This window comes from Vibrio sp. 397, assembly GCF_033339395.1.
Lineage (GTDB): Bacteria > Pseudomonadota > Gammaproteobacteria > Enterobacterales > Vibrionaceae > Vibrio > Vibrio alginolyticus.
On sequence record NZ_JAWOUN010000014.1, the window covers coordinates 61,933 to 80,978 of the forward strand.

Sequence of the window (19,046 nt, forward strand, 5' to 3'; positions counted from 1 at the left end):
TTGAAAGCGTTATACCCAAATAGCTTTAATAGAGTCCGTATAACCATGAACGCGTGGTTATCCGTGATTGCTCATGAGGTTATTTTGGTATAGATATGGAGGTGATATGCATTGTCCTTTTTGTTCCGAGAACGATACCAAAGTTATTGATTCCCGCTTAGTGGCTGATGGCCATCAAGTTCGACGTCGCCGTCAGTGCTTGGCGTGTAGCGAGCGTTTCACTACGTTTGAAAGCGCAGAGTTAGTGATGCCTAAAGTGATCAAATCGAATGGCAACCGTGAACCATTTGATGAAGATAAAATGGTTGGCGGTATTCAACGAGCTTTAGAGAAACGCCCAGTGAGTGCCGATTCTATAGAGTTAGCGATCAGTATGATCAAATCACAACTGCGTGCGACGGGTGAGCGAGAGGTTCCGAGTGAAATGATTGGTAATTTAGTCATGGACCAGCTCAAAGAGCTCGATAAGGTGGCTTACATTCGTTTCGCTTCCGTTTACCGCAGCTTTGAAGATATTCGCGAGTTTGGCGAAGAGATTGCCCGCCTAGAAGACTGAGTAGCTCATGACTCAACACACTCCTGAAAGCGCGTTTTCTGATTTAGATTTCGCCATGATGTCACGAGCTATTAAGTTAGCGAAACGTGGCATTTATACCACCGCCCCTAATCCAAATGTAGGGTGTGTCATCGTTCGTGATGAAGAAATTGTCGGTGAAGGCTATCACCATCGTGCTGGTGAGCCGCATGCCGAAGTGCACGCGATGCGCATGGCGGGTGAAAAAGCAGTTGGTGCAACCGCTTATGTGACGCTAGAACCTTGCTCTCATTACGGCCGTACACCGCCATGTGCCGAAGGGCTGATTAAAGCGAAAGTGGCACGTGTGGTTTGCGCCATGGTAGACCCAAACCCGAAAGTTGCAGGTCGCGGCATCCAGATGTTACGTGATGCCGGAATTGAAGTTCAAATCGGCTTGTTAGAGCAAGATGCCCTTGCCCTTAACCCTGGTTTTATAAAGTACATGCGTACAGGCATGCCGTTTGTTCAATTAAAAATGGCGGCCAGTTTGGATGGGCAAAGCGCACTCAATAATGGTCAGAGCCAATGGATCACCTCCCCAACGGCCCGCCAAGATGTGCAGCGTTATCGAGCAATGAGTGGTGGCATTCTTTCTACTAGCAAAACGGTGATTGATGATAATGCATCACTCAACGTGCGCTGGGATGACTTACCTAATAGTGTTCAAGCGCAGTATTTACAAGAAGAGCTTCGTCAACCAGTACGTGTAATCTTAGATCGTCAGAACCGTTTAACTGATGCGCTCAAGCTGTTCCATACCGATGGAGAGCGAGTTATTGTTCGCTCTGATGGAGACTGTATCCCTCTATTGGACAGCGCTGACCAAATTGACTTATCAACGACATTAAAACGTATCTCTGATGAGCACCATATCAATCACTTATGGGTTGAAGCTGGAGCTACGCTAGCGAGTGCGATGATAAAGGCTAATCTTGTAGATGAGCTCATTGTTTACCTTGCGCCAAAACTCATGGGCAGCGATGGTCGGGGGCTTATCGGTGCTTTAGGGTTAAGCGCTATGGCTGACGTCATAGATTTAAACATTACAGACGTTCGTATGGTTGGGGTAGACATTCGCATCACCGCCACCATAAAACGTAATGAAATTAGATAAGAAATAGTATGTTTACAGGAATAGTAGAAGCAGTTGGCAAGTTAGCTGCGATTACGCCGAAGGGCGAAGACATCACCGTCACGGTTGAAACGGGTACGCTTGATATGTCAGACGTTAAGTTAGGCGATAGCATTGCGACCAATGGTGTTTGCTTAACGGTAGTTGACTTCGGAAGCCACTATTACAGTGCTGATCTGTCATTAGAAACCTTGAAGAAAACGGGGTTTGCTGAATACCAAGTAGGCGATAAGGTGAATCTAGAAAAAGCCATGTTGCCAACAACGCGATTGGGTGGACATATCGTTTCTGGCCATGTCGATGGGGTTGGTGAAATTGTCGAACGCAATTCAGTTGGCCGTGCGATAGAGTTTTGGGTTGCAATGCCTGCGGAAATTAGCAAGTACGTTGCAGAGAAAGGCTCGATTACTGTTGATGGTATTAGCCTAACCGTCAACGACTTACGTAAAAATGCTTTTAAGCTGACGATCGTTCCTCATACGAGTGAAGAAACTACGATTGACCAGTTTCAAGTGGGGCGCAAAGTCAACTTGGAAGTTGATGTACTTGCGCGTTATATGGAGCGTTTACTGCAAGGACAACAAGAAGATAAGGCCGAGTCTCGTATCACGATGGACTTTTTACAGCAAAACGGTTTTGCATAAGTCTTGGGAGTGGCTGCGTGAGGCATGCGATAAAGAGCAGACTCACAGAACACCGCGAGATTCATTGACTTGCTTAATGCAAAGCTCAAACTATTGACCTAACTAGCATTCACTGCAACGTAATTTTTCATTGCTGTCGCAATAACAAATTTAGAATAACGGGATAACAGACTATGCCAATCAGTACGCCACAAGAAATTATTGATGATATTCGCGCAGGCAAAATGGTCATCCTAATGGATGATGAAGACCGCGAGAATGAAGGTGACTTGATCATGGCTGCCGAGCATATTACGCCGGAAGCCATCAACTTTATGGCAACCTATGGCCGTGGCCTGATTTGTTTAACCATGACCAAAGATCGTTGCGAAAGTCTAGGTCTGCCACCAATGGTGCAAGACAATAATGCGCAATACACCACCAACTTTACTGTTTCGATTGAGGCAGCAGAAGGGGTAACGACGGGTATTTCAGCCGCAGATCGCGCACGTACCGTTCAAGCAGCAGTCGCGCCAAACGCTAAAGCTGCGGATTTGGTGCAGCCTGGTCACATCTTCCCTCTCGCAGCTCAAGACGGCGGTGTACTGACTCGCGCAGGTCACACTGAAGCTGGCTGTGATTTGGCTCGTCTTGCTGGTTTAGAGCCAGCATCGGTGATTGTTGAGATCTTAAATGACGACGGCACCATGGCTCGTCGCCCAGATCTAGAGATCTTTGCAGAGAAGCACGGTATTAAATTGGGCACTATTGCTGACCTAATTGAGTACCGCAATAACACTGAGACAACGATTGAACGTGTGGCAGAGTGCAAGTTACCGACAGAGTTTGGCGAGTTCACGTTAGTCACGTACAAAGACACCATTGATAACCAAGTGCACTACGCAATGTGCAAGGGCGATTTGAAAGAAAAAGCGCCACTGGTTCGCGTTCATCTTCAAGACGTTTTTACCGACTTACTACGTAGCGATCGTAATGCAGAGCGCAGCTGGACACTAGATAAGGCAATGAAACGCATTGGTGAAGAGGGCGGTGTACTGGTTGTTCTTGGCCATGAAGAATCGACCGATCTACTTATTCATCGCGTGAAGATGTTCGAAGCGCAAGACAAAGGTGAAGCACCAACGCTTGCTAAAAAACAAGGCACGTCTCGCCGTGTTGGCGTTGGTTCACAGATTCTTGCGGATCTCGGTGTACATGATATGCGTCTTCTGTCATCGACCAACAAAAAGTACCACGCGTTAGGTGGTTTTGGTCTGAACGTTGTTGAGTACGTCTGCGAGTAACAACCGAACAATAAGTTCCTAGTCTTTGACGTGCTTAACTCGTCAATGGCTAGGAACCAGTGATTTGCCTCCAATTTCCATTAGATATTGCTCACAAATTTGTGCTAGAATCCGGCGATTCTCACTTGATGAACATATTTCACTTATAAATAGAGTTAAAGGAAAGCTTATGAAAGTGATCGAGGGTGGCTTCCCAGCGCCAAATGCAAAAATTGCTATCGTTATTTCTCGTTTCAACAGTTTTATTAACGAAAGCCTACTTTCTGGTGCGATCGATACACTAAAGCGTCACGGACAAGTAAGCGAAGACAACATCACGGTTGTGCGTTGTCCAGGTGCCGTAGAACTACCTCTAGTAGCTCAGCGTGTTGCTAAAACTGGCAAATTCGACGCTATTGTTTCTCTAGGGTCTGTTATTCGCGGTGGAACGCCTCACTTTGACTATGTTTGTAGTGAAATGAACAAAGGTCTAGCACAAGTGTCTATGGAATTCAGCATTCCAGTAGCATTTGGTGTTTTGACTGTTGATACGATCGATCAAGCGATTGAACGCGCAGGAACCAAGGCTGGTAATAAAGGTGCAGAGGCTGCACTAAGCGCACTTGAAATGATTAATGTACTATCTGAAATTGATTCCTAATGGGGGCCAGTGTGAAACCAGCCGCACGTCGTAACGCACGTCAATTCGCTCTACAGGCGATCTACTCATGGCAAATTACTAAAGAGAATGTTGCCAAGATTGAAGAACAGTTTTTGTCTGGCGACAAATACGATGAAGAAGAACTTCATGCATCTGAGCCAGCGCTTGCTGCTCCAGAGACAGACGTAGCTTACTTCCGTGAACTATTAAGCGGTGTTGTACTTAGCCACGCTGAGCTAGATAGCAAAATTCGTCCATACATCTCTCGTCCTATGCAGGATTTAGATATGATGGAACTTGCTCTTCTTCGCCTTGCTATGTACGAGATGACTCGTCGCGAAGATGTTCCTTACAAAGTTGTTATCAATGAAGCGATTGAACTTGCAAAAGTTTTTGCAGCAGAAGATAGCCACAAGTTTGTGAATGGTGTACTTGATAAAGCAGCACCTCACATTCGTAAGAAATAACGATTTCTTCAATGAAAAGGTCAGCACATGCTGACCTTTTTTGTATCAAAAGCTTTTACATCAAAAAGTAAGTGAATTATGTCTGGTGAATTTAATCTGATAGACAAGTATTTCGTCGGTCGTCAGAGCCAACGTAAAGATGTCCATCTAGCCGCTGGTGATGATTGCGCTTTGGTCAAAGCGCCAGCTAATGTTCAGATTGCGATTAGCACGGATACATTGGTAGCTGGAACGCATTTCTTAGCCGACGCGAACCCAGCATGGGTCGCACACAAAGCATTGGCTTCTAACATCAGTGATTTGGCGGCGATGGGCGCAACGCCTGCGTGGGTGAGCTTTGCATTAACGATGCCTGAGCCAGATGAAAAATGGCTTGCTCCTTTCTGTGATGCATTTTTCGAACTGGCTGATTACTATGGTATTCAGTTAATAGGCGGTGATACCACCAAAGGGCCATTGTGTCTGACACTCACGGTGCAAGGTTTTGTACCTGAAGACAAAGCGCTCACGCGATCCGGAGCCAAGCCTGGGGATTGGGTATATGTAACGGGAAACCTTGGCGATGCAAAAGCTGGCTTGGATGTGATTCTAGATGACTCTCTGCGCAGCAGAGCCGGCGCGGAAGCACTAGAGCGAGCTCATTACCTTAGTTCTCCGCGTGTGCTTGCTGGACAAGCTCTTGTTGGCTTAGCCTCGTCGGCGATAGATATTTCAGATGGTTTAATCTCTGATATTAAGCACATTTTACAGCGATCTCAGGTTGGGGTTAGTATTGATGTCTCTCAGCTACCGATCTCTTCAGAATTAGTCCAGTTTTTAGATGATAAGATCAGCGCGCAGCAGTATGCTTTAGCAAGTGGCGAAGAATACGAGTTGTGTTTTACCGTGCCGGAGCAAAATCGAGGCTCGTTACAAAGCGCTTTATCTCATACTGGCTGTAAGGTCACATGTATTGGTCAAATCCGACCAAATGGAACCTTCGAGCTGCATGATAACAATCAACCACTTGATTGGGACTTAAGTGGCTTCGACCACTTTAAATGATCTGAGCTAAGCTCTAGCCAAGAGCCTGTTACTATTGAGTAACTCGCAGGCATGACGATTGAAACCAAACTAGCAGTATAGGTTTAAGGATATGACCAACCCTCTTTCTCTGATTTCATTAAAGAATCCGTGGCATCTATTGGCGACGGGTTTTGGCAGTGGATTATCCCCGTTTATCCCTGGAACAATGGGCACACTGGCGGCCGTGCCTTTCTTTTTGCTGTTGGCACAATTACCATTTACGGCGTATGTCATTGTTGTTCTGATTTCGTGTGTGATCGGCATTCAAATATGCCAAGTGACGTCTGCAGACATGAAAGTACATGATCATGGTTCAATCGTATGGGATGAGTTTGCGGGCTTTTGGATTACGATGAGTATTGTACCTGCACTGAATATTCCACTCACTGAATGGAAGTGGTTGATCACTGGCTTCATCTTATTTCGTTTTTTCGATATGGTAAAACCTTGGCCAATTGGGTGGCTAGATAAGCGAGTTCACGGTGGGCTGGGTATTATGGTTGATGATATCGTGGCGGGAATTATGGCTGGTGTTGCCCTGTTTCTAGTCGCAAAATACGCTGGCTGGATGAATTAAACCATGAACTAAACACTGGACGTAAAAAAGGGATGCCATGAGCATCCCTTTTTACATGCTATTTTGCTAAATAATCCAAGATGGATTTTTCAATTCCTTTTGCATCGAGACCAAGCTCTTCATGCAGTTCATCTTGTGTTCCCTGATGAATAAACTCATCGGGTAAACCTAGGTTTAAGACTGGCTTAATGATTTTATCTTTCATCATGAACTCAACGACACCCGCACCTGCACCACCTGCGATAACATTTTCTTCTAACGTCACGAGCACGTCATGATCTGCGGCTAATTGACGAATTAATGCTTCATCGAGCGGCTTCACAAAGCGCATATCAGCAACAGTGGCGTTAAGGTATTCTGCCGCTTCTAGCGCGTTACCCAAGAAAGTACCAAAGCTCAGAATAGCAACTTTTTCACCTTGGCGAACCATGCGCCCTTTACCGATTTCTAACGCCGTAAACTCAGTTTCGATTTCTACGCCCATGCCGCTACCACGAGGGTATCGAACCGCACTCGGGCCAGAATGCTTATGGCCAGTGTAAAGCATTTGTCGGCACTCGTTTTCGTCGCTTGGCGCCATGATCACCATGTTCGGAATACAGCGCATAAAGCTCAAATCGAACGCACCTTGGTGAGTTTGACCATCTGCGCCAACGAGACCTGCGCGGTCGATCGCAAACATCACTGGTAAGTCCATGATCGCGATGTCGTGGATCAATTGGTCATAACCACGTTGCAAGAAAGTCGAATAGATAGCAACGATTGGATGATCGCCCGCAATTGCCATGCCTGTTGCCAGTGTCACTGCGTGCTGCTCAGCAATCGCCACATCAAAGTATTGGTCTGGATACTCTTTTGAGAAACGCACCATACCTGATCCTTCGCGCATTGCTGGCGTAATTGCCATTAGCTTAGGATCTTGGGCCGCCATGTCACATAAAAAGTCACCGAAGATCTTTGAGTAAGTTGGCTTACCGCCACTGCTCTTCGGCAGACAATTATGCGTTGGATCGAATTTAGGAACACCATGGTAGCCGATAGGATCTTTCTCGGCAGGCTCATAACCTTTGCCTTTCTTGGTCATGATGTGCAGGAATTGAGGGCCTTTGAGCTCACGCATGTTTTTTAGCGTTTTGACGAGTTCATTGACGTCGTGTCCATCAATCGGGCCAATGTAATTAAAGCCGAACTCTTCGAACAGAGTACCAGGCACTACCATGCCTTTGAGGTGTTCTTCCGTACGGCGAACCAACTCTTTAATAGGTGGAACACCAGACAACACTTTTTTACCGCCTTCACGGATAGAAGTGTACAAGCTGCCAGAAAGTACTTTCGCAAGGTGGTTATTCAGGGCGCCGACGTTTTCTGAAATCGACATTTCGTTGTCGTTCAAAATCACCAACATATCAGGATGAACGTCGCCAGCGTGGTTCATGGCTTCGAATGCCATGCCTGCTGTAATTGCGCCATCACCAATCACACTGACGATTTTGCGACCTTTACCTTCTTTTTGTGCGCTGATGGCCATGCCAAGACCTGCACTAATCGATGTCGAAGAGTGGCCGACAGATAAGGTGTCATATTCACTTTCTTCACGCCAAGGGAAAGGGTGTAGACCATCCTTTTGGCGAATTGTTGGCATTTTATCGCGACGTCCGGTGAGGATTTTGTGCGGGTAAGCCTGATGACCAACATCCCAGATCAATTTGTCGATAGGGGTGTTGTAAACATAATGCAGAGCGACAGTTAGCTCTACGGTGCCTAAGCCAGACGCTAAGTGTCCGCTAGATTGGCTCACTGAATTTAGCAGATACGTTCGCAGTTCATCACACAGATTTGGTAATGTTTCTTTCGGAAGAAGACGTAATTCTTCCGGTGTATTTGCTAACGCCAGTGTTGGGTACTTTGAAATATCAAGAGTCATATAAATGCGCGCTTATAGTGTTAATTTTTGCGCTCGATGACATATCGGGCGAACTCTTCGAGTAACTGAGTATTGTATGGGATAGCTTCCAATGCTTGAAGTGCTTCCTGTAACAGAGTGTGAGCTTTCTCTATGGCTCCCTCTAAACCCAGCAGGGAAGGATAAGTGCTCTTATTCAGACCTTGGTCGGAACCTTGAGGCTTACCCAGTGTTTCTGTGTCACTGATGATATCAAGAATATCGTCTTGAACCTGAAACGCCAAACCAATTGCTTTTGAGTAGCGCTCCAAGTGAGGTAGAACCTCGATACCTTTCTCACCAGCAGCTAATGCACCTAATTTTACCGCACAATCAATCAGAGCTCCGGTTTTTTTACGGTGTATCTCTTCCATTTCTTCAAGAGAAACTTGGCGATTTTCCGCGCCTAAATCTAAGGCTTGCCCTACACACATGCCGCTGGCACCAGAGGAATGCGCTAAGGCTTTGATCATATTGATGCGTTGAGCTTCTGCCGCCGAGCTTAATTGACCATCAGAAATAATAGTGAAGGCAAGAGTTTGTAGTGCATCACCTGTCAGTATTGCGGTTGCTTCATCAAACTTAATATGACAAGTTGGTTGACCTCGACGCAGTTCATCATCGTCCATGGCTGGCAGATCATCATGAATGAGTGAGTAGGCATGTATACATTCGATAGCAGCGGCGGGGGTGTCTAAGTCTTCAGGTTTACAGCCGAGCATTTGACCTGTGATGTAAACAAGAAAAGGGCGAACGCGTTTCCCACCTAGCAAAAGGCCGTATTTCATTGCTTGAATCAATGGCTGCTCTTGATATGGAAGCTGATCGAGCCACAAATTCAATTGCTGATTGTTTCTTTGTTGAAAAGACGTCAATGTCTGTTGCATCACATTGCTCACTACTGATTGTTATTCTGAATCTGGTTTGAAGTCACTCAGTGGTGCTTCATCATCTTCACTAAGAAGAATGCTCACGCGCTGTTCGGCGTCGCTTAATTTAGTTTGGCCTGCACGAGCTAAGGCAATGCCTCGTTCAAACTTACGCAGGGCATCATCTAGAGCAAGATCGCCATTTTCTAATTGATCAACTAAGCTATCAAGCTCTTCAATGGTTGCTTCAAAGGTCATGTTTTCTGGTTTCTTGACCGCCATCTTTTTTCTGCCTTAATCAAGCCTCGGGTAAGATGCACGAAAGTTACCTTAGCCTAGTAACTTGGTCAAATTTAACCTTATATAATTGTCACAAAATTAGCGTTCAACGAGTCTAAGCGATGAAACCCCATATTTTGGTTGAGGTTGTTAAGTGTAATTTGTGATCCATTAGCTAAGATTTTTCTAAAAATTCTGCGCGAGTTGTCGATACAGGTAATAATCCGCCCAATGGCAGTATTTGAGTATAGCGTGAGGAGTGCTTTGTGGATTTAGCAACCCTATTAGGTTTGATTGGTGGTTTTGCATTCGTCATTATGGCGATGGTGCTTGGTGGCAGCATCGGCATGTTTGTCGATGTCACGTCGATCCTTATTGTCGTTGGTGGCTCAATATTCGTTGTGTTGATGAAGTTCACAATGGGACAGTTTTTTGGTGCGACAAAGATTGCTGGCAAAGCCTTCATGTTTAAAGCGGATGAACCCGAAGACCTGATTGCAAAAATTGTGGAAATGGCCGACGCGGCACGTAAAGGTGGTTTTCTTGCTCTTGAAGAGATGGAAATAAACAACACATTCATGCAGAAAGGCATTGATCTACTGGTTGATGGCCATGATGCCGACGTTGTGAGAGCGGCACTCAAAAAAGACATCGCGCTTACGGATGAACGACATACGCAAGGTACTGGTGTATTTCGCGCCTTTGGCGACGTTGCTCCTGCGATGGGAATGATTGGCACCTTGGTTGGTCTTGTTGCGATGCTTTCAAACATGGATGACCCTAAAGCGATTGGACCAGCAATGGCCGTTGCACTCTTGACCACATTGTATGGCGCGATCCTGTCCAATATGGTGTTTTTCCCTATTGCGGATAAACTTTCTCTTCGCCGTGACCAAGAAACGCTAAATCGCCGTTTGATCATGGATGGCGTATTAGCGATTCAAGATGGCCAAAACCCGCGAGTGATCGATAGTTACTTGAAGAACTACCTCAATGAAGGTAAACGTGCCCTTGAGATTGACGAGTAACTTGGAGAGTCGTGATGGATGATGAAGATAACAAATGCGATTGTCCGCCACCTGGCCTCCCGTTATGGATGGGGACATTCGCAGATTTGATGTCGCTGCTGATGTGTTTCTTTGTTCTTCTGCTCTCGTTTTCTGAGATGGATGTACTGAAGTTCAAACAAATTGCAGGATCAATGAAATTTGCCTTCGGTGTGCAAAATCAGCTTGAAGTGAAAGACATTCCCAAAGGCACTAGCATTATTGCCCAAGAGTTTCGACCGGGTAGGCCGGAACCTACTCCGATTGATGTTATCATGCAGCAAACCATGGACATCACTCAGCAGACGCTTGAATTCCATGAAGGAGAGTCTGATCGAGCTGGTGGCACAAAACGTGATGAAGGCAAGTTAACGGGTGGGCAATCGCCAGAAACGTCAACTCAAAACAATGAGTCTGCCGAAGCGGACATGCAACAACAGCAATCTAAAGAGATGTCGCAAGAGATGGAAACCTTGATGGAAAGCATCAAGAAAGCCTTAGAACGAGAGATTGAACAAGGCGCCATTGAAGTTGAAAACCTCGGTCAGCAGATTGTTATACGTATGCGTGAAAAAGGTGCATTCCCAGAAGGTTCGGCCTTCTTGCAGCCTAAGTTTCGCCCTTTAGTTCGTCAGATTGCAGAGCTAGTAAAAGATGTGCCAGGCATTGTTCGAGTATCTGGCCATACAGACAATCGACCGCTAGATTCGGAGCTTTATCGTTCTAACTGGGATCTCTCTTCTCAGCGCGCAGTATCAGTCGCGCAAGAGATGGAGAAAGTGAGAGGCTTCTCTCATCAACGTTTAAGAGTACGAGGCATGGCGGATACTGAGCCCTTGTTACCGAATGATTCTGATGACAATCGCGCACTTAACCGACGGGTTGAAATCAGCATTATGCAAGGCGAGCCTCTCTACAGCGAAGAAGTGCCGGTAATTCAATAACTAGGCTTTAGTTTTAAGTCAGTAAAGAGATAAGAAAGCGAGCAGATTGCTCGCTTTTTTTGTTTTTCCAATCCGCTTGGGTGTATAATCTTGCGCCTTAAAAGTGAGCTCAGACTACTTTTTGTGACTGAAACGCGGTTTTACTGCGTATGAAGTATTGAAGTTGAGTGTCACTCTTTGTTGATTGCGAAACTAACCTGCGAATTAGACTATGAAATTTATTGTAAAGCCCCATCCAGAAATTTTTGTAAAAAGTGAATCTGTGCGTAAGCGCTTCACAAAGATTTTAGAGTGCAACATTCGTAACATCATTAAGAGCCGCACGGAGTCTGTCGCGGTATTTAACCGTCGTGATCACATTGAAGTGACCTCTGATAGTAACGAATTCCACGCTGAAGTTCTTGAGGTTTTGACTCATACACCAGGCATTCACCACGTACTGGAAGTGAAGCAAACTGAATTTAAAGACTTGCACGATATCTTCGAGCAAGTGCTAGAACTCAACCGTGCTGCACTCGAAAATAAAACCTTTGTTGTACGTGCGAAGCGTCGCGGCAAGCATGACTTTACCTCTATTGAACTAGAGCGTTATGTAGGCGGTGGTTTAAATCAAGCGATTGAAAGCGCTAGTGTTAAGCTACGAAACCCAGACGTGACGATCAAGGTAGAAGTCTCGAACGACAAGCTAAACCAAGTATTGTCTCGTCATAAAGGCCTAGGTGGTTTCCCTCTGGGTACGCAAGAAGACGTGTTAAGCCTGATCTCAGGTGGTTTCGATTCTGGTGTTTCAAGCTATCTTCATATCAAGCGTGGTTCAAAAGTACATTACTGCTTCTTTAACTTAGGTGGTCCAGCACACGAAATCGGCGTTAAGCAGGTTTCTCACTACCTATGGAACAAATACGGTTCTTCAGCAAAAGTACGTTTTATCTCAGTTGATTTCGAGCCTGTGGTTGCGGAAATCCTAGAGAAAGTCGATGACGGCCAAATGGGCGTGATCTTGAAGCGTATGTTTATGCGTGCAGCAGGCATGATCGCCCAGAAGATGAAGATCGAAGCATTGGTAACAGGTGAAGCGCTAGGTCAAGTATCGAGCCAAACGCTAACCAATCTACGCCATATCGACAACGTAACAGACACGCTGATTCTGCGTCCGCTTATCAACTGGGATAAAGAAGACATCATCAATCTAGCACGTGAAATCGGCACAGAAGATTTCGCGAAGACAATGCCAGAATACTGTGGTGTTATCTCTAAGAAGCCAACCGTGAAAGCGGTGAAAGGCAAGCTAGAAGCTGAAGAAGAGAAATTCGACTTTAGTATCCTTGAGCAAGTGGTTCAAGAAGCTCGCATGATGGACATTCGTGATATTGCGAAAGAGTCTGAGCAAGCCGCACCAGAAGTAGAGCAAGTTCAAGCGGTAGAAGAGCACGCGGTTGTGCTAGATATTCGTAGTCCTGAAGAGGAAGACGATAACCCACTTGAAATCGAAGGTGTGGATGTGAAACATATCCCTTTCTACAAGCTGGGTACACAGTTTGGTGACTTAGACCAGTCTAAGACATACCTACTTTACTGTGACCGCGGTGTGATGAGCCGTCTGCAAGCGCTTTACTTGCAAGAGCAAGGCTTCAGCAACGTAAAAGTTTACCGTCCATAGCTGACTGTTAAAATACGTTAAAAGGCGCAAATTGAGACATCAATTTGCGCCTTTTTTGTTTTTGATCGCGTTACAGACAACCATTACTTAGCATAATGTTGAGGCTTATCGCAAAGCCATACACTTTGTGTTGATATAACGATAATTAATCCGAAAGAAGAGTAATAAAGTGATATTGCTGCCAGATATGCGGATGAGATTTTTGATAGATAAAAAAACACCGCCTAATTTAGGCGGTGTAACAAATTTGACAGACAGGTCAAAAATAAATACAGGAAGTATATGTTTTGTCACAGGGAGTGTGGACAAAACATTATGGTAGAAATCTACCTAACTCGAAATACGAGTTTGCAAACACAACATCGCAACAACGAAGCCAATTGATTTCCAAAGAAATCAAGCCGTTCAGGCCCGTGTTGCGGGGTGAAATATAGAATTTATCTGGCTGTTCGACAACGGACATTTTATAATGTTTCAGATTAAAAAAACTAATCCTATTAGAGGTCCCATATGTCTCGCAGATTGCCTCCATTAAATTCGCTTCGAGTCTTCGAAGCGGCTGCTCGTCATCTCAGTTTTACACGAGCAGCAGAAGAGTTATTTGTTACTCAAGCCGCGGTCAGTCACCAGATTAAAGCGCTTGAAGAGTTCTTATCATTGAAGCTCTTCCGTCGACGTAATCGTTCTTTGTTGTTAACAGAAGAAGGCCAAAGTTACTTTCTCGATATCAAAGATATCTTCACCTCGATTGCGGAAGCGACAGATAAGGTGTTGGAACGTAGCGAAAAAGGGGCATTGACGATTAGCCTACCGCCGAGTTTTGCTATCCAATGGCTTGTACCTCGTTTGGCCGATTTTAATGCTCAAGAGCCCGATATCGATGTACGTATTAAAGCCGTAGATATGGATGAAGGCTCACTGACTGATGATGTTGATGTGGCGATCTACTATGGCCGTGGGAACTGGCCAGGTTTGCGAGCAGATAAATTGTACCAAGAGTTTTTGATCCCACTTTGTTCACCTTCATTACTTTTGGGTAACAAACCATTAGAATCTTTAAGTGACCTCAAATTACATACTTTGTTACACGATACTTCGCGTAAAGACTGGAAGCAGTTTGCTCGTCATTACAACATTGAAGGCATCAACGTAAACCACGGTCCTATTTTTAGTCACTCAACGATGGTGCTACAGGCTGCTGCGCACGGTCAGGGGGTCGCGCTCGGTAACAACGTACTCGCCAAACCTGAAATGGAAGCCGGACGACTCATTGCACCATTCGACGAGGTGTTGATATCTAAGAATGCATTCTATGTGGTGTGTCATGAACAGCAGGCAGATATGGGCCGAATCGCAACGTTTAGAGATTGGATGTTAGCAACCGCGAGAAAAGAACAAGAGGAAGTATTGGATGAATCACTGGATAGCTGAGGGGCCTGAAAACGGACCGCTGTTTATTTTTGCTCACGGCGCAGGTGCGGGGATGGAGCATGACTTCATGACAGCTGTCGCCAAAGGATTAGTGGAGCAAGGTATTCGTGTAGTGCGTTTTAATTTCCCTTACATGGTGAAACGTTCGGAAGATGGCAAAAAGCGTCCGCCCGATCGCGCGCCAAAGTTGCTCGAAGCATACAGCGAAGTGATCGCTCACTTTACTTCTTCTCCCGTGGTTATTGGTGGTAAGTCAATGGGCGGTCGTATGTCGAGCTTGTTGGCTGAAAATGAGCTGGTGGCGGGCATTGCCTGTTTAGGGTTTCCATTTCACCCGCCAGGAAAGCCAGAGAAATACAAAGGCGAGCACTTAGCAACCATTGAGAAACCTACGCTGATTCTTCAAGGGGAACGAGACACCTTTGGTAAGCGTGAGGAATTCGATGATTTCGTCCTTTCGTCACAAGTAACGGTGAGCTTTTTACCTGATGGTGACCACAGCTTCAAACCGCGCAAGATCTCAGGTCATACTGAAGTGGGTAACATTGCACTCGCGATAGAGCAGTTAGCGGCGTTTATAAAAGAGGTGTACAGTGAAAAGTAAGTGGTTACTCTCATTCTCTGGTTTGTCTGGGCTGCTTTCGGTCGCTCTTGGAGCATTTGCTGCTCATGGGCTAAAAGCGACACTGGCCCCTTATTTGCTCGGTGTATTTGAGACCGGAGTTCTGTATCAATTTATTCACACGTTGGCGATTGTGTTTTGTGCCATTCTGCTTCTGCTCAATTTGGGACAAAAAGCACAAAAGTATTTTTTCATTGCGGCGATTTGCTTTATTATCGGCATCTTTTGTTTTAGCGGCAGTCTTTACGCGCTGGCGCTGACGGGCATTAAGTGGTTTGGGCCAATTACTCCTGTGGGAGGATTACTGTTCATGATTGGTTGGTGTCTGTTCTTTTTTGCTGCGTTCAATATCAAAGAGGTCTCCAAGTGAAACAACTAATGCTCTATTGCCGTTCTGGCTTTGAGAAAGAGTGTGCTGGTGAAATTCAGGACAAAGCGACACAGTTGGAAGTGTATGGCTTCCCTCGTGTGAAGAGAAACTCAGGTTATGTTGTCTTCGAGTGTTACCAAGATGGAGATGCCGACAAACTTGCGAGAGGTTTAGACTTTAAGTCTTTAATTTTTGCTCGACAAATGTTTGCGGTAGCAGCTGAGTTTCAATCGTTGCCAAGTGATGACCGCATTAGTCCAATTTTGAATGAACTAGCAGACATTGAAGCATTCCCTCGTTGTGGTGATTTGAGAATTGAAACGCCAGATACAAATGAAGCGAAAGAGCTACTGAAATTCTGCCGTAAGTTTACCGTCCCAATGCGTCAAGCGTTGCGCGGCAAAGGCTTAATGCTGAACAAAGATAACGCGAAAAAACCAGTACTGCACATTTGCTTTGTTGAGCCTGGCCACTGTTACGTTGGTTACTCTTACACTGACAACAACTCACAGTTCTTCATGGGTATCCCTCGCCTTAAATTCCCAGCAGACGCTCCAAGTCGTTCAACACTTAAACTGGAAGAAGCATTTCATGTCTTTATTCCACGTGAAGAGTGGGATGAGCGTTTGGCACCAGGTATGTGGGGTGTGGATTTAGGTGCATGTCCAGGCGGTTGGACGTACCAATTAGTGAAGCGCTCAATGTTCGTTCACTGCGTTGATAACGGCATGATGGCAGACAGTTTGATGGAAACTGGCCAGATCAAACACCATATGGTGGATGGCTTTAAGTTCGAACCAGACCGCAAGAACGTAACATGGATTGTTTGTGACATGGTGGAAAAGCCAGCTCGTGTTGCTCACCTGATGGGACAGTGGCTGTTAAAAGGTTGGGCAAAAGAGGCCATCTTTAACCTTAAGCTGCCAATGAAAGGGCGTTATGACGAAGTGCTGCAAGACCTTGAAAATCTGAAGCAGTTCCTCATTGATAATAAGGTAAAGTTCAAGCTACAAGCTAAACATTTGTATCATGATCGTGAAGAGATCACGATTCATATCCAATGTCTGTCGAATATTTCACCTTACTAACTTTATTCCCTGAGTCTTTTGGGGATAGTGATTAGAATAGAAAAAGCGCCTTCAAATGGCGCTTTTTTAATATCTGAGTGTTTCATGGTGTGAAACTACCATCGGGCACTACTCCGCTTTTTTTGGCCCTAAAAAGCGAATATCTTGCAAGTTAAAGCCTAGTTCTATATCGCACTTTAAAGCGGCGACGCGTTTACATAAACGAGCAGACTCAATGTGCTCATCCAATTTTTTACGGTATTTCGGTACGAGATCTTCACTAGCGTAGGCAGCTTCAATACTCTCAAACTGAGTGAGAATCTCTTTCGCTGCTTTCGGGCCAATTCCAGGTACGCCCGGAACCTGGCTAGAGCTTATCCCTGTTAATCCCCAGTAATCCGCTAGTTGACTTGGTTTTACGCCGAACTCTTTTTCGATAAATGGTTCATCTAACCAACGATGTTGGAAATAATCACGGATTTGTAGGGTAGGGGAAAGTAGCTGGCAGTAACCTTTGTCAGTCGAAACGATGGTGACTTTTTCACCATGGCTGGCCACTTTCGTTGCGAGTGTAGCAACCAAATCATCTGCTTCATCGCCTTCAGACAGCAATGAATCAATACCTTGCTCCCACCACGCTTGTTGAATCGCATCTAACCCTTGCAGTAGTGGCAGAGGCATTGGTTTTCGGTTTTGCTTATAGTCAGGGAGAATTTCAGCGCGCCAACCTCTGTCTTGTTCGTGGTGATCAAAAACTGCGATGATGTGTGTCGGGTTGGCCTCTGACAGAATGCGAGTGAGGGTTCTTTGCGTTGTGGTTATGGTTCTTGCTATGTCGGTTGGATCTGGTTGTGCTGAGTGCACTCGGCGGATCAGGTTTAGGGCATCAATGATAACAAGATGAATAGACATAATGACTTAGCAATAAAAAAGGGGCGTAATGCCCCTAGTGTAACGAATGCTAGCCTGACTATCGACCACCAATTTCCGGGTGAGCGATTCGATAACACGGTTCGTAGTCTGAACCGCCAGGTAATTTCATTCGGTGCTGTTCGACAAAGTCTTTTAGCAACTTATCGAGTTTTTTCATGAGGACTGCGTCGCCATGAATGGTGAAAGGCCCTCTACGTTCTATTTCTCGAATGCCTTCAGCCTTTACGTTACCTGCCACTATGCCAGAGAAGGCTTGACGCAAGTTGGCCGCTAAAACTTGCGGTTCTTGATCTAGGCTTAAATCCAATTGTTCCATCGACTCATGAGTAGGCTCGAATGGCAGTTGGAAGTTTGGCTCAATTTTCAATGACCAGTTAAAGCTGTACGCATCGCCTTTCTCTTTTCGGTGAAGGCGTACCGAGTCCATGGAGCGTTTCATAATACGAGCGACTTCTGCCGGGTCGTCAATGATGATCTCGTAGTGCTTTTGCCCTTCCTCACCAAGTGTGTCGCGAATGAACTCATCAATAGAGCGGAAGTACTCTTCACTCTCTTTTGGTCCTGTTAATACGATAGGCATTGGTTGATCGGCGTTATCCGGGTGCATCATGATGCCAAGAATGTACAGTAGCTCTTCCGCTGTGCCCGGGCCTCCTGGGAAAATAACGATACCATGAGCCATACGGACGAAAGCTTCCAAGCGCTTTTCGATGTCGGGCATGATGACCAGTTCATTTACTATTGGGTTTGGTGGCTCGGCCGCAATAATCGAGGGTTCGGTTAAACCAAGATAACGTTGCTGAGTATAACGTTGCTTTGCGTGCCCAATTGCTGCACCTTTCATCGGCCCTTCCATTGCGCCAGGGCCGCAACCTGTACAGATGTTAAGTTCACGCAGGCCCAGTTCGTTACCCACTTCACGTGTGTACTGATACTCCACTCCATTGATAGAGTGACCACCCCAACATACGACAAGATTCGGTGCGATACCTGGAGTTAATGCTCTGGCATTACGAAGAATGCCGAATACGAGGTTCGTAATGTGAATTGGGTTAGTAAGGTTGAGCCGCTGGGCGTCTGCCAAATGCATGTTTACGTAAACGATATCACGCAATACGGAGAACAGATGCTCTTGGATACCTTTAATTATTTCGCCGTCAACAAAAGCGTGCTCTGGCGGATTAGTCAGCTCAAGCTTAATACCACGCTCACGACGCACGACGTTGACATCAAACGATTGGTATTTATCGAGCAGTTCTTTCGAGTTATCGGTATGGCTACCGGAGTTCAACACCGCTAATGTGCAATTACGGTACAGCTGATAAAGTTCACTCGAGGCTGTGTTCTTTAAGCGCTCTACTTCTAGTTGAGATAGCAAGTCCATGCTACCAGCGGGGCTTATATGGGTAATCATAACGCCTCCTTGTGTTGCATTAATTTGAGGGAAAGTACCAACTTACCTTTTTGGTGTTATACGTATGGTTTGATGAAAGGTAGT

The 19,046-nt window shown here is 45.6% G+C and carries 20 protein-coding genes; 15 read left to right on the forward strand and 5 right to left on the reverse strand.

Annotation, left to right across the window (positions count from 1 at the left end; genetic code table 11):
- Nucleotides 1-106: 106 nt before the first annotated feature.
- The 8 genes from nrdR (at nt 107) to pgpA (ending at nt 6,385) form a co-directional block, all read left to right on the forward strand.
- The gene (gene nrdR, locus R7P36_RS19425; protein WP_005381578.1) at nt 107-556 is read left to right on the forward strand and encodes a transcriptional regulator NrdR; all 450 of its coding nucleotides are present in this window, start codon (nt 107-109) and stop codon (nt 554-556) included.
- A gap of 7 nt (nt 557-563) precedes the next feature.
- A complete protein-coding gene (gene ribD / locus R7P36_RS19430; RefSeq protein WP_025768890.1) occupies nt 564-1,691 on the forward strand; it encodes a bifunctional diaminohydroxyphosphoribosylaminopyrimidine deaminase/5-amino-6-(5-phosphoribosylamino)uracil reductase RibD in 1,128 nt (375 codons plus the stop codon).
- An 8-nt stretch (nt 1,692-1,699) separates the two neighbouring features.
- The gene (locus tag R7P36_RS19435; RefSeq protein WP_005381574.1) at nt 1,700-2,353 is read left to right on the forward strand and encodes a riboflavin synthase; all 654 of its coding nucleotides are present in this window, start codon (nt 1,700-1,702) and stop codon (nt 2,351-2,353) included.
- A gap of 173 nt (nt 2,354-2,526) precedes the next feature.
- On the forward strand, nt 2,527-3,636 hold the full coding sequence (gene ribBA, locus R7P36_RS19440) for a bifunctional 3,4-dihydroxy-2-butanone-4-phosphate synthase/GTP cyclohydrolase II (protein WP_005381573.1): 1,110 nt from the start codon (nt 2,527-2,529) through the stop codon (nt 3,634-3,636).
- 169 nt (nt 3,637-3,805) lie between these two features.
- Nucleotides 3,806-4,276 carry a 6,7-dimethyl-8-ribityllumazine synthase gene (gene ribE, locus R7P36_RS19445; RefSeq protein WP_005381572.1) on the forward strand — a complete coding sequence of 157 codons (471 nt, stop codon included), beginning with the start codon at nt 3,806-3,808 and terminating at the stop codon, nt 4,274-4,276.
- Entirely contained in the window at nt 4,276-4,743 is a 468-nt protein-coding gene (gene nusB / locus R7P36_RS19450) for a transcription antitermination factor NusB (protein WP_005381571.1), read from the forward strand. Before ribE ends, nusB begins: the two co-directional genes overlap by 1 nt.
- 78 nt (nt 4,744-4,821) lie before the next feature.
- Entirely contained in the window at nt 4,822-5,787 is a 966-nt protein-coding gene (gene thiL / locus R7P36_RS19455; RefSeq protein WP_047102095.1) for a thiamine-phosphate kinase, read from the forward strand.
- A gap of 91 nt (nt 5,788-5,878) precedes the next feature.
- Nucleotides 5,879-6,385, forward strand: coding sequence for a phosphatidylglycerophosphatase A (gene pgpA, locus R7P36_RS19460; protein ID WP_005381569.1), 507 nt, complete (start codon nt 5,879-5,881; stop codon nt 6,383-6,385).
- 58 nt (nt 6,386-6,443) lie between these two features.
- On the opposite strand, the gene dxs is transcribed toward pgpA, so the two are convergent.
- From dxs to xseB, 3 genes are read right to left on the reverse strand one after another with little or no spacing between them, the layout of a single operon-like run.
- Nucleotides 6,444-8,309 (reverse strand): 1-deoxy-D-xylulose-5-phosphate synthase, encoded by a 1,866-nt coding sequence (gene dxs, locus R7P36_RS19465; protein WP_005381568.1) that lies wholly within the window; start codon nt 8,307-8,309, stop codon nt 6,444-6,446.
- Between the two features lie 20 nt (nt 8,310-8,329).
- Nucleotides 8,330-9,214, reverse strand: a complete 885-nt coding sequence (gene ispA, locus R7P36_RS19470) for a (2E,6E)-farnesyl diphosphate synthase (protein WP_206946951.1) — start codon at nt 9,212-9,214, stop codon at nt 8,330-8,332.
- A gap of 21 nt (nt 9,215-9,235) precedes the next feature.
- On the reverse strand, nt 9,236-9,478 hold the full coding sequence (gene xseB / locus R7P36_RS19475; RefSeq protein WP_005381566.1) for an exodeoxyribonuclease VII small subunit: 243 nt from the start codon (nt 9,476-9,478) through the stop codon (nt 9,236-9,238).
- 263 nt (nt 9,479-9,741) lie between these two features.
- On the opposite strand from xseB, the gene pomA reads away from it, so the two are divergent.
- The 7 genes from pomA (at nt 9,742) to rlmM (ending at nt 16,636) form a co-directional block, all read left to right on the forward strand.
- Entirely contained in the window at nt 9,742-10,503 is a 762-nt protein-coding gene (gene pomA / locus R7P36_RS19480) for a flagellar motor protein PomA (RefSeq protein WP_005381564.1), read from the forward strand.
- Between the two features lie 14 nt (nt 10,504-10,517).
- Nucleotides 10,518-11,465 (forward strand): flagellar motor protein MotB, encoded by a 948-nt coding sequence (locus R7P36_RS19485; RefSeq protein ID WP_005383619.1) that lies wholly within the window; start codon nt 10,518-10,520, stop codon nt 11,463-11,465.
- Between the two features lie 211 nt (nt 11,466-11,676).
- Nucleotides 11,677-13,125, forward strand: coding sequence for a tRNA uracil 4-sulfurtransferase ThiI (gene thiI / locus R7P36_RS19490; protein ID WP_213899797.1), 1,449 nt, complete (start codon nt 11,677-11,679; stop codon nt 13,123-13,125).
- Between the two features lie 510 nt (nt 13,126-13,635).
- Complete coding sequence (locus R7P36_RS19495; RefSeq protein ID WP_005383616.1) at nt 13,636-14,556, forward strand: transcriptional regulator GcvA; 921 nt, start codon at nt 13,636-13,638, stop codon at nt 14,554-14,556.
- Nucleotides 14,537-15,160 (forward strand): alpha/beta fold hydrolase, encoded by a 624-nt coding sequence (locus tag R7P36_RS19500; RefSeq protein ID WP_005383614.1) that lies wholly within the window; start codon nt 14,537-14,539, stop codon nt 15,158-15,160. Before R7P36_RS19495 ends, R7P36_RS19500 begins: the two co-directional genes overlap by 20 nt.
- Nucleotides 15,150-15,548, forward strand: coding sequence for a DUF423 domain-containing protein (locus R7P36_RS19505; protein ID WP_047010151.1), 399 nt, complete (start codon nt 15,150-15,152; stop codon nt 15,546-15,548). Before R7P36_RS19500 ends, R7P36_RS19505 begins: the two co-directional genes overlap by 11 nt.
- The gene (gene rlmM / locus R7P36_RS19510; protein ID WP_017820611.1) at nt 15,545-16,636 is read left to right on the forward strand and encodes a 23S rRNA (cytidine(2498)-2'-O)-methyltransferase RlmM; all 1,092 of its coding nucleotides are present in this window, start codon (nt 15,545-15,547) and stop codon (nt 16,634-16,636) included. The genes R7P36_RS19505 and rlmM overlap by 4 nt, the downstream gene beginning before the upstream one ends.
- Nucleotides 16,637-16,744: 108 nt before the next feature.
- Here the strand turns inward: rlmM and xni are convergent, their stop codons facing one another.
- Nucleotides 16,745-17,527: a flap endonuclease Xni gene (xni, locus tag R7P36_RS19515; protein WP_213899798.1), complete on the reverse strand. Its 783-nt coding sequence runs from the start codon at nt 17,525-17,527 to the stop codon at nt 16,745-16,747.
- Nucleotides 17,528-17,585: 58 nt separating this feature from the next.
- Nucleotides 17,586-18,962 (reverse strand): nucleotide 5'-monophosphate nucleosidase PpnN, encoded by a 1,377-nt coding sequence (gene ppnN, locus R7P36_RS19520; RefSeq protein WP_005383611.1) that lies wholly within the window; start codon nt 18,960-18,962, stop codon nt 17,586-17,588.
- Between the last annotated feature and the right edge of the window lie 84 nt (nt 18,963-19,046).

What these genes read in the sequence shown, in the direction of transcription:
- nrdR (WP_005381578.1), top strand. Translation starts at nt 107, where the DNA reads ATGCATTGTCCTTTTTGTTCCGAGAACGATACCAAAGTTATTGATTCC.
- ribD (WP_025768890.1), top strand. Translation starts at nt 564, where the DNA reads ATGACTCAACACACTCCTGAAAGCGCGTTTTCTGATTTAGATTTCGCC.
- R7P36_RS19435 (WP_005381574.1), top strand. Translation starts at nt 1,700, where the DNA reads ATGTTTACAGGAATAGTAGAAGCAGTTGGCAAGTTAGCTGCGATTACG.
- ribBA (WP_005381573.1), top strand. Translation starts at nt 2,527, where the DNA reads ATGCCAATCAGTACGCCACAAGAAATTATTGATGATATTCGCGCAGGC.
- ribE (WP_005381572.1), top strand. Translation starts at nt 3,806, where the DNA reads ATGAAAGTGATCGAGGGTGGCTTCCCAGCGCCAAATGCAAAAATTGCT.
- nusB (WP_005381571.1), top strand. Translation starts at nt 4,276, where the DNA reads ATGGGGGCCAGTGTGAAACCAGCCGCACGTCGTAACGCACGTCAATTC.
- thiL (WP_047102095.1), top strand. Translation starts at nt 4,822, where the DNA reads ATGTCTGGTGAATTTAATCTGATAGACAAGTATTTCGTCGGTCGTCAG.
- pgpA (WP_005381569.1), top strand. Translation starts at nt 5,879, where the DNA reads ATGACCAACCCTCTTTCTCTGATTTCATTAAAGAATCCGTGGCATCTA.
- dxs (WP_005381568.1), bottom strand. Translation starts at nt 8,309, where the DNA reads ATGACTCTTGATATTTCAAAGTACCCAACACTGGCGTTAGCAAATACA.
- ispA (WP_206946951.1), bottom strand. Translation starts at nt 9,214, where the DNA reads ATGCAACAGACATTGACGTCTTTTCAACAAAGAAACAATCAGCAATTG.
- xseB (WP_005381566.1), bottom strand. Translation starts at nt 9,478, where the DNA reads ATGGCGGTCAAGAAACCAGAAAACATGACCTTTGAAGCAACCATTGAA.
- R7P36_RS19485 (WP_005383619.1), top strand. Translation starts at nt 10,518, where the DNA reads ATGGATGATGAAGATAACAAATGCGATTGTCCGCCACCTGGCCTCCCG.
- thiI (WP_213899797.1), top strand. Translation starts at nt 11,677, where the DNA reads ATGAAATTTATTGTAAAGCCCCATCCAGAAATTTTTGTAAAAAGTGAA.
- R7P36_RS19495 (WP_005383616.1), top strand. Translation starts at nt 13,636, where the DNA reads ATGTCTCGCAGATTGCCTCCATTAAATTCGCTTCGAGTCTTCGAAGCG.
- R7P36_RS19500 (WP_005383614.1), top strand. Translation starts at nt 14,537, where the DNA reads ATGAATCACTGGATAGCTGAGGGGCCTGAAAACGGACCGCTGTTTATT.
- xni (WP_213899798.1), bottom strand. Translation starts at nt 17,527, where the DNA reads ATGTCTATTCATCTTGTTATCATTGATGCCCTAAACCTGATCCGCCGA.
- ppnN (WP_005383611.1), bottom strand. Translation starts at nt 18,962, where the DNA reads ATGATTACCCATATAAGCCCCGCTGGTAGCATGGACTTGCTATCTCAA.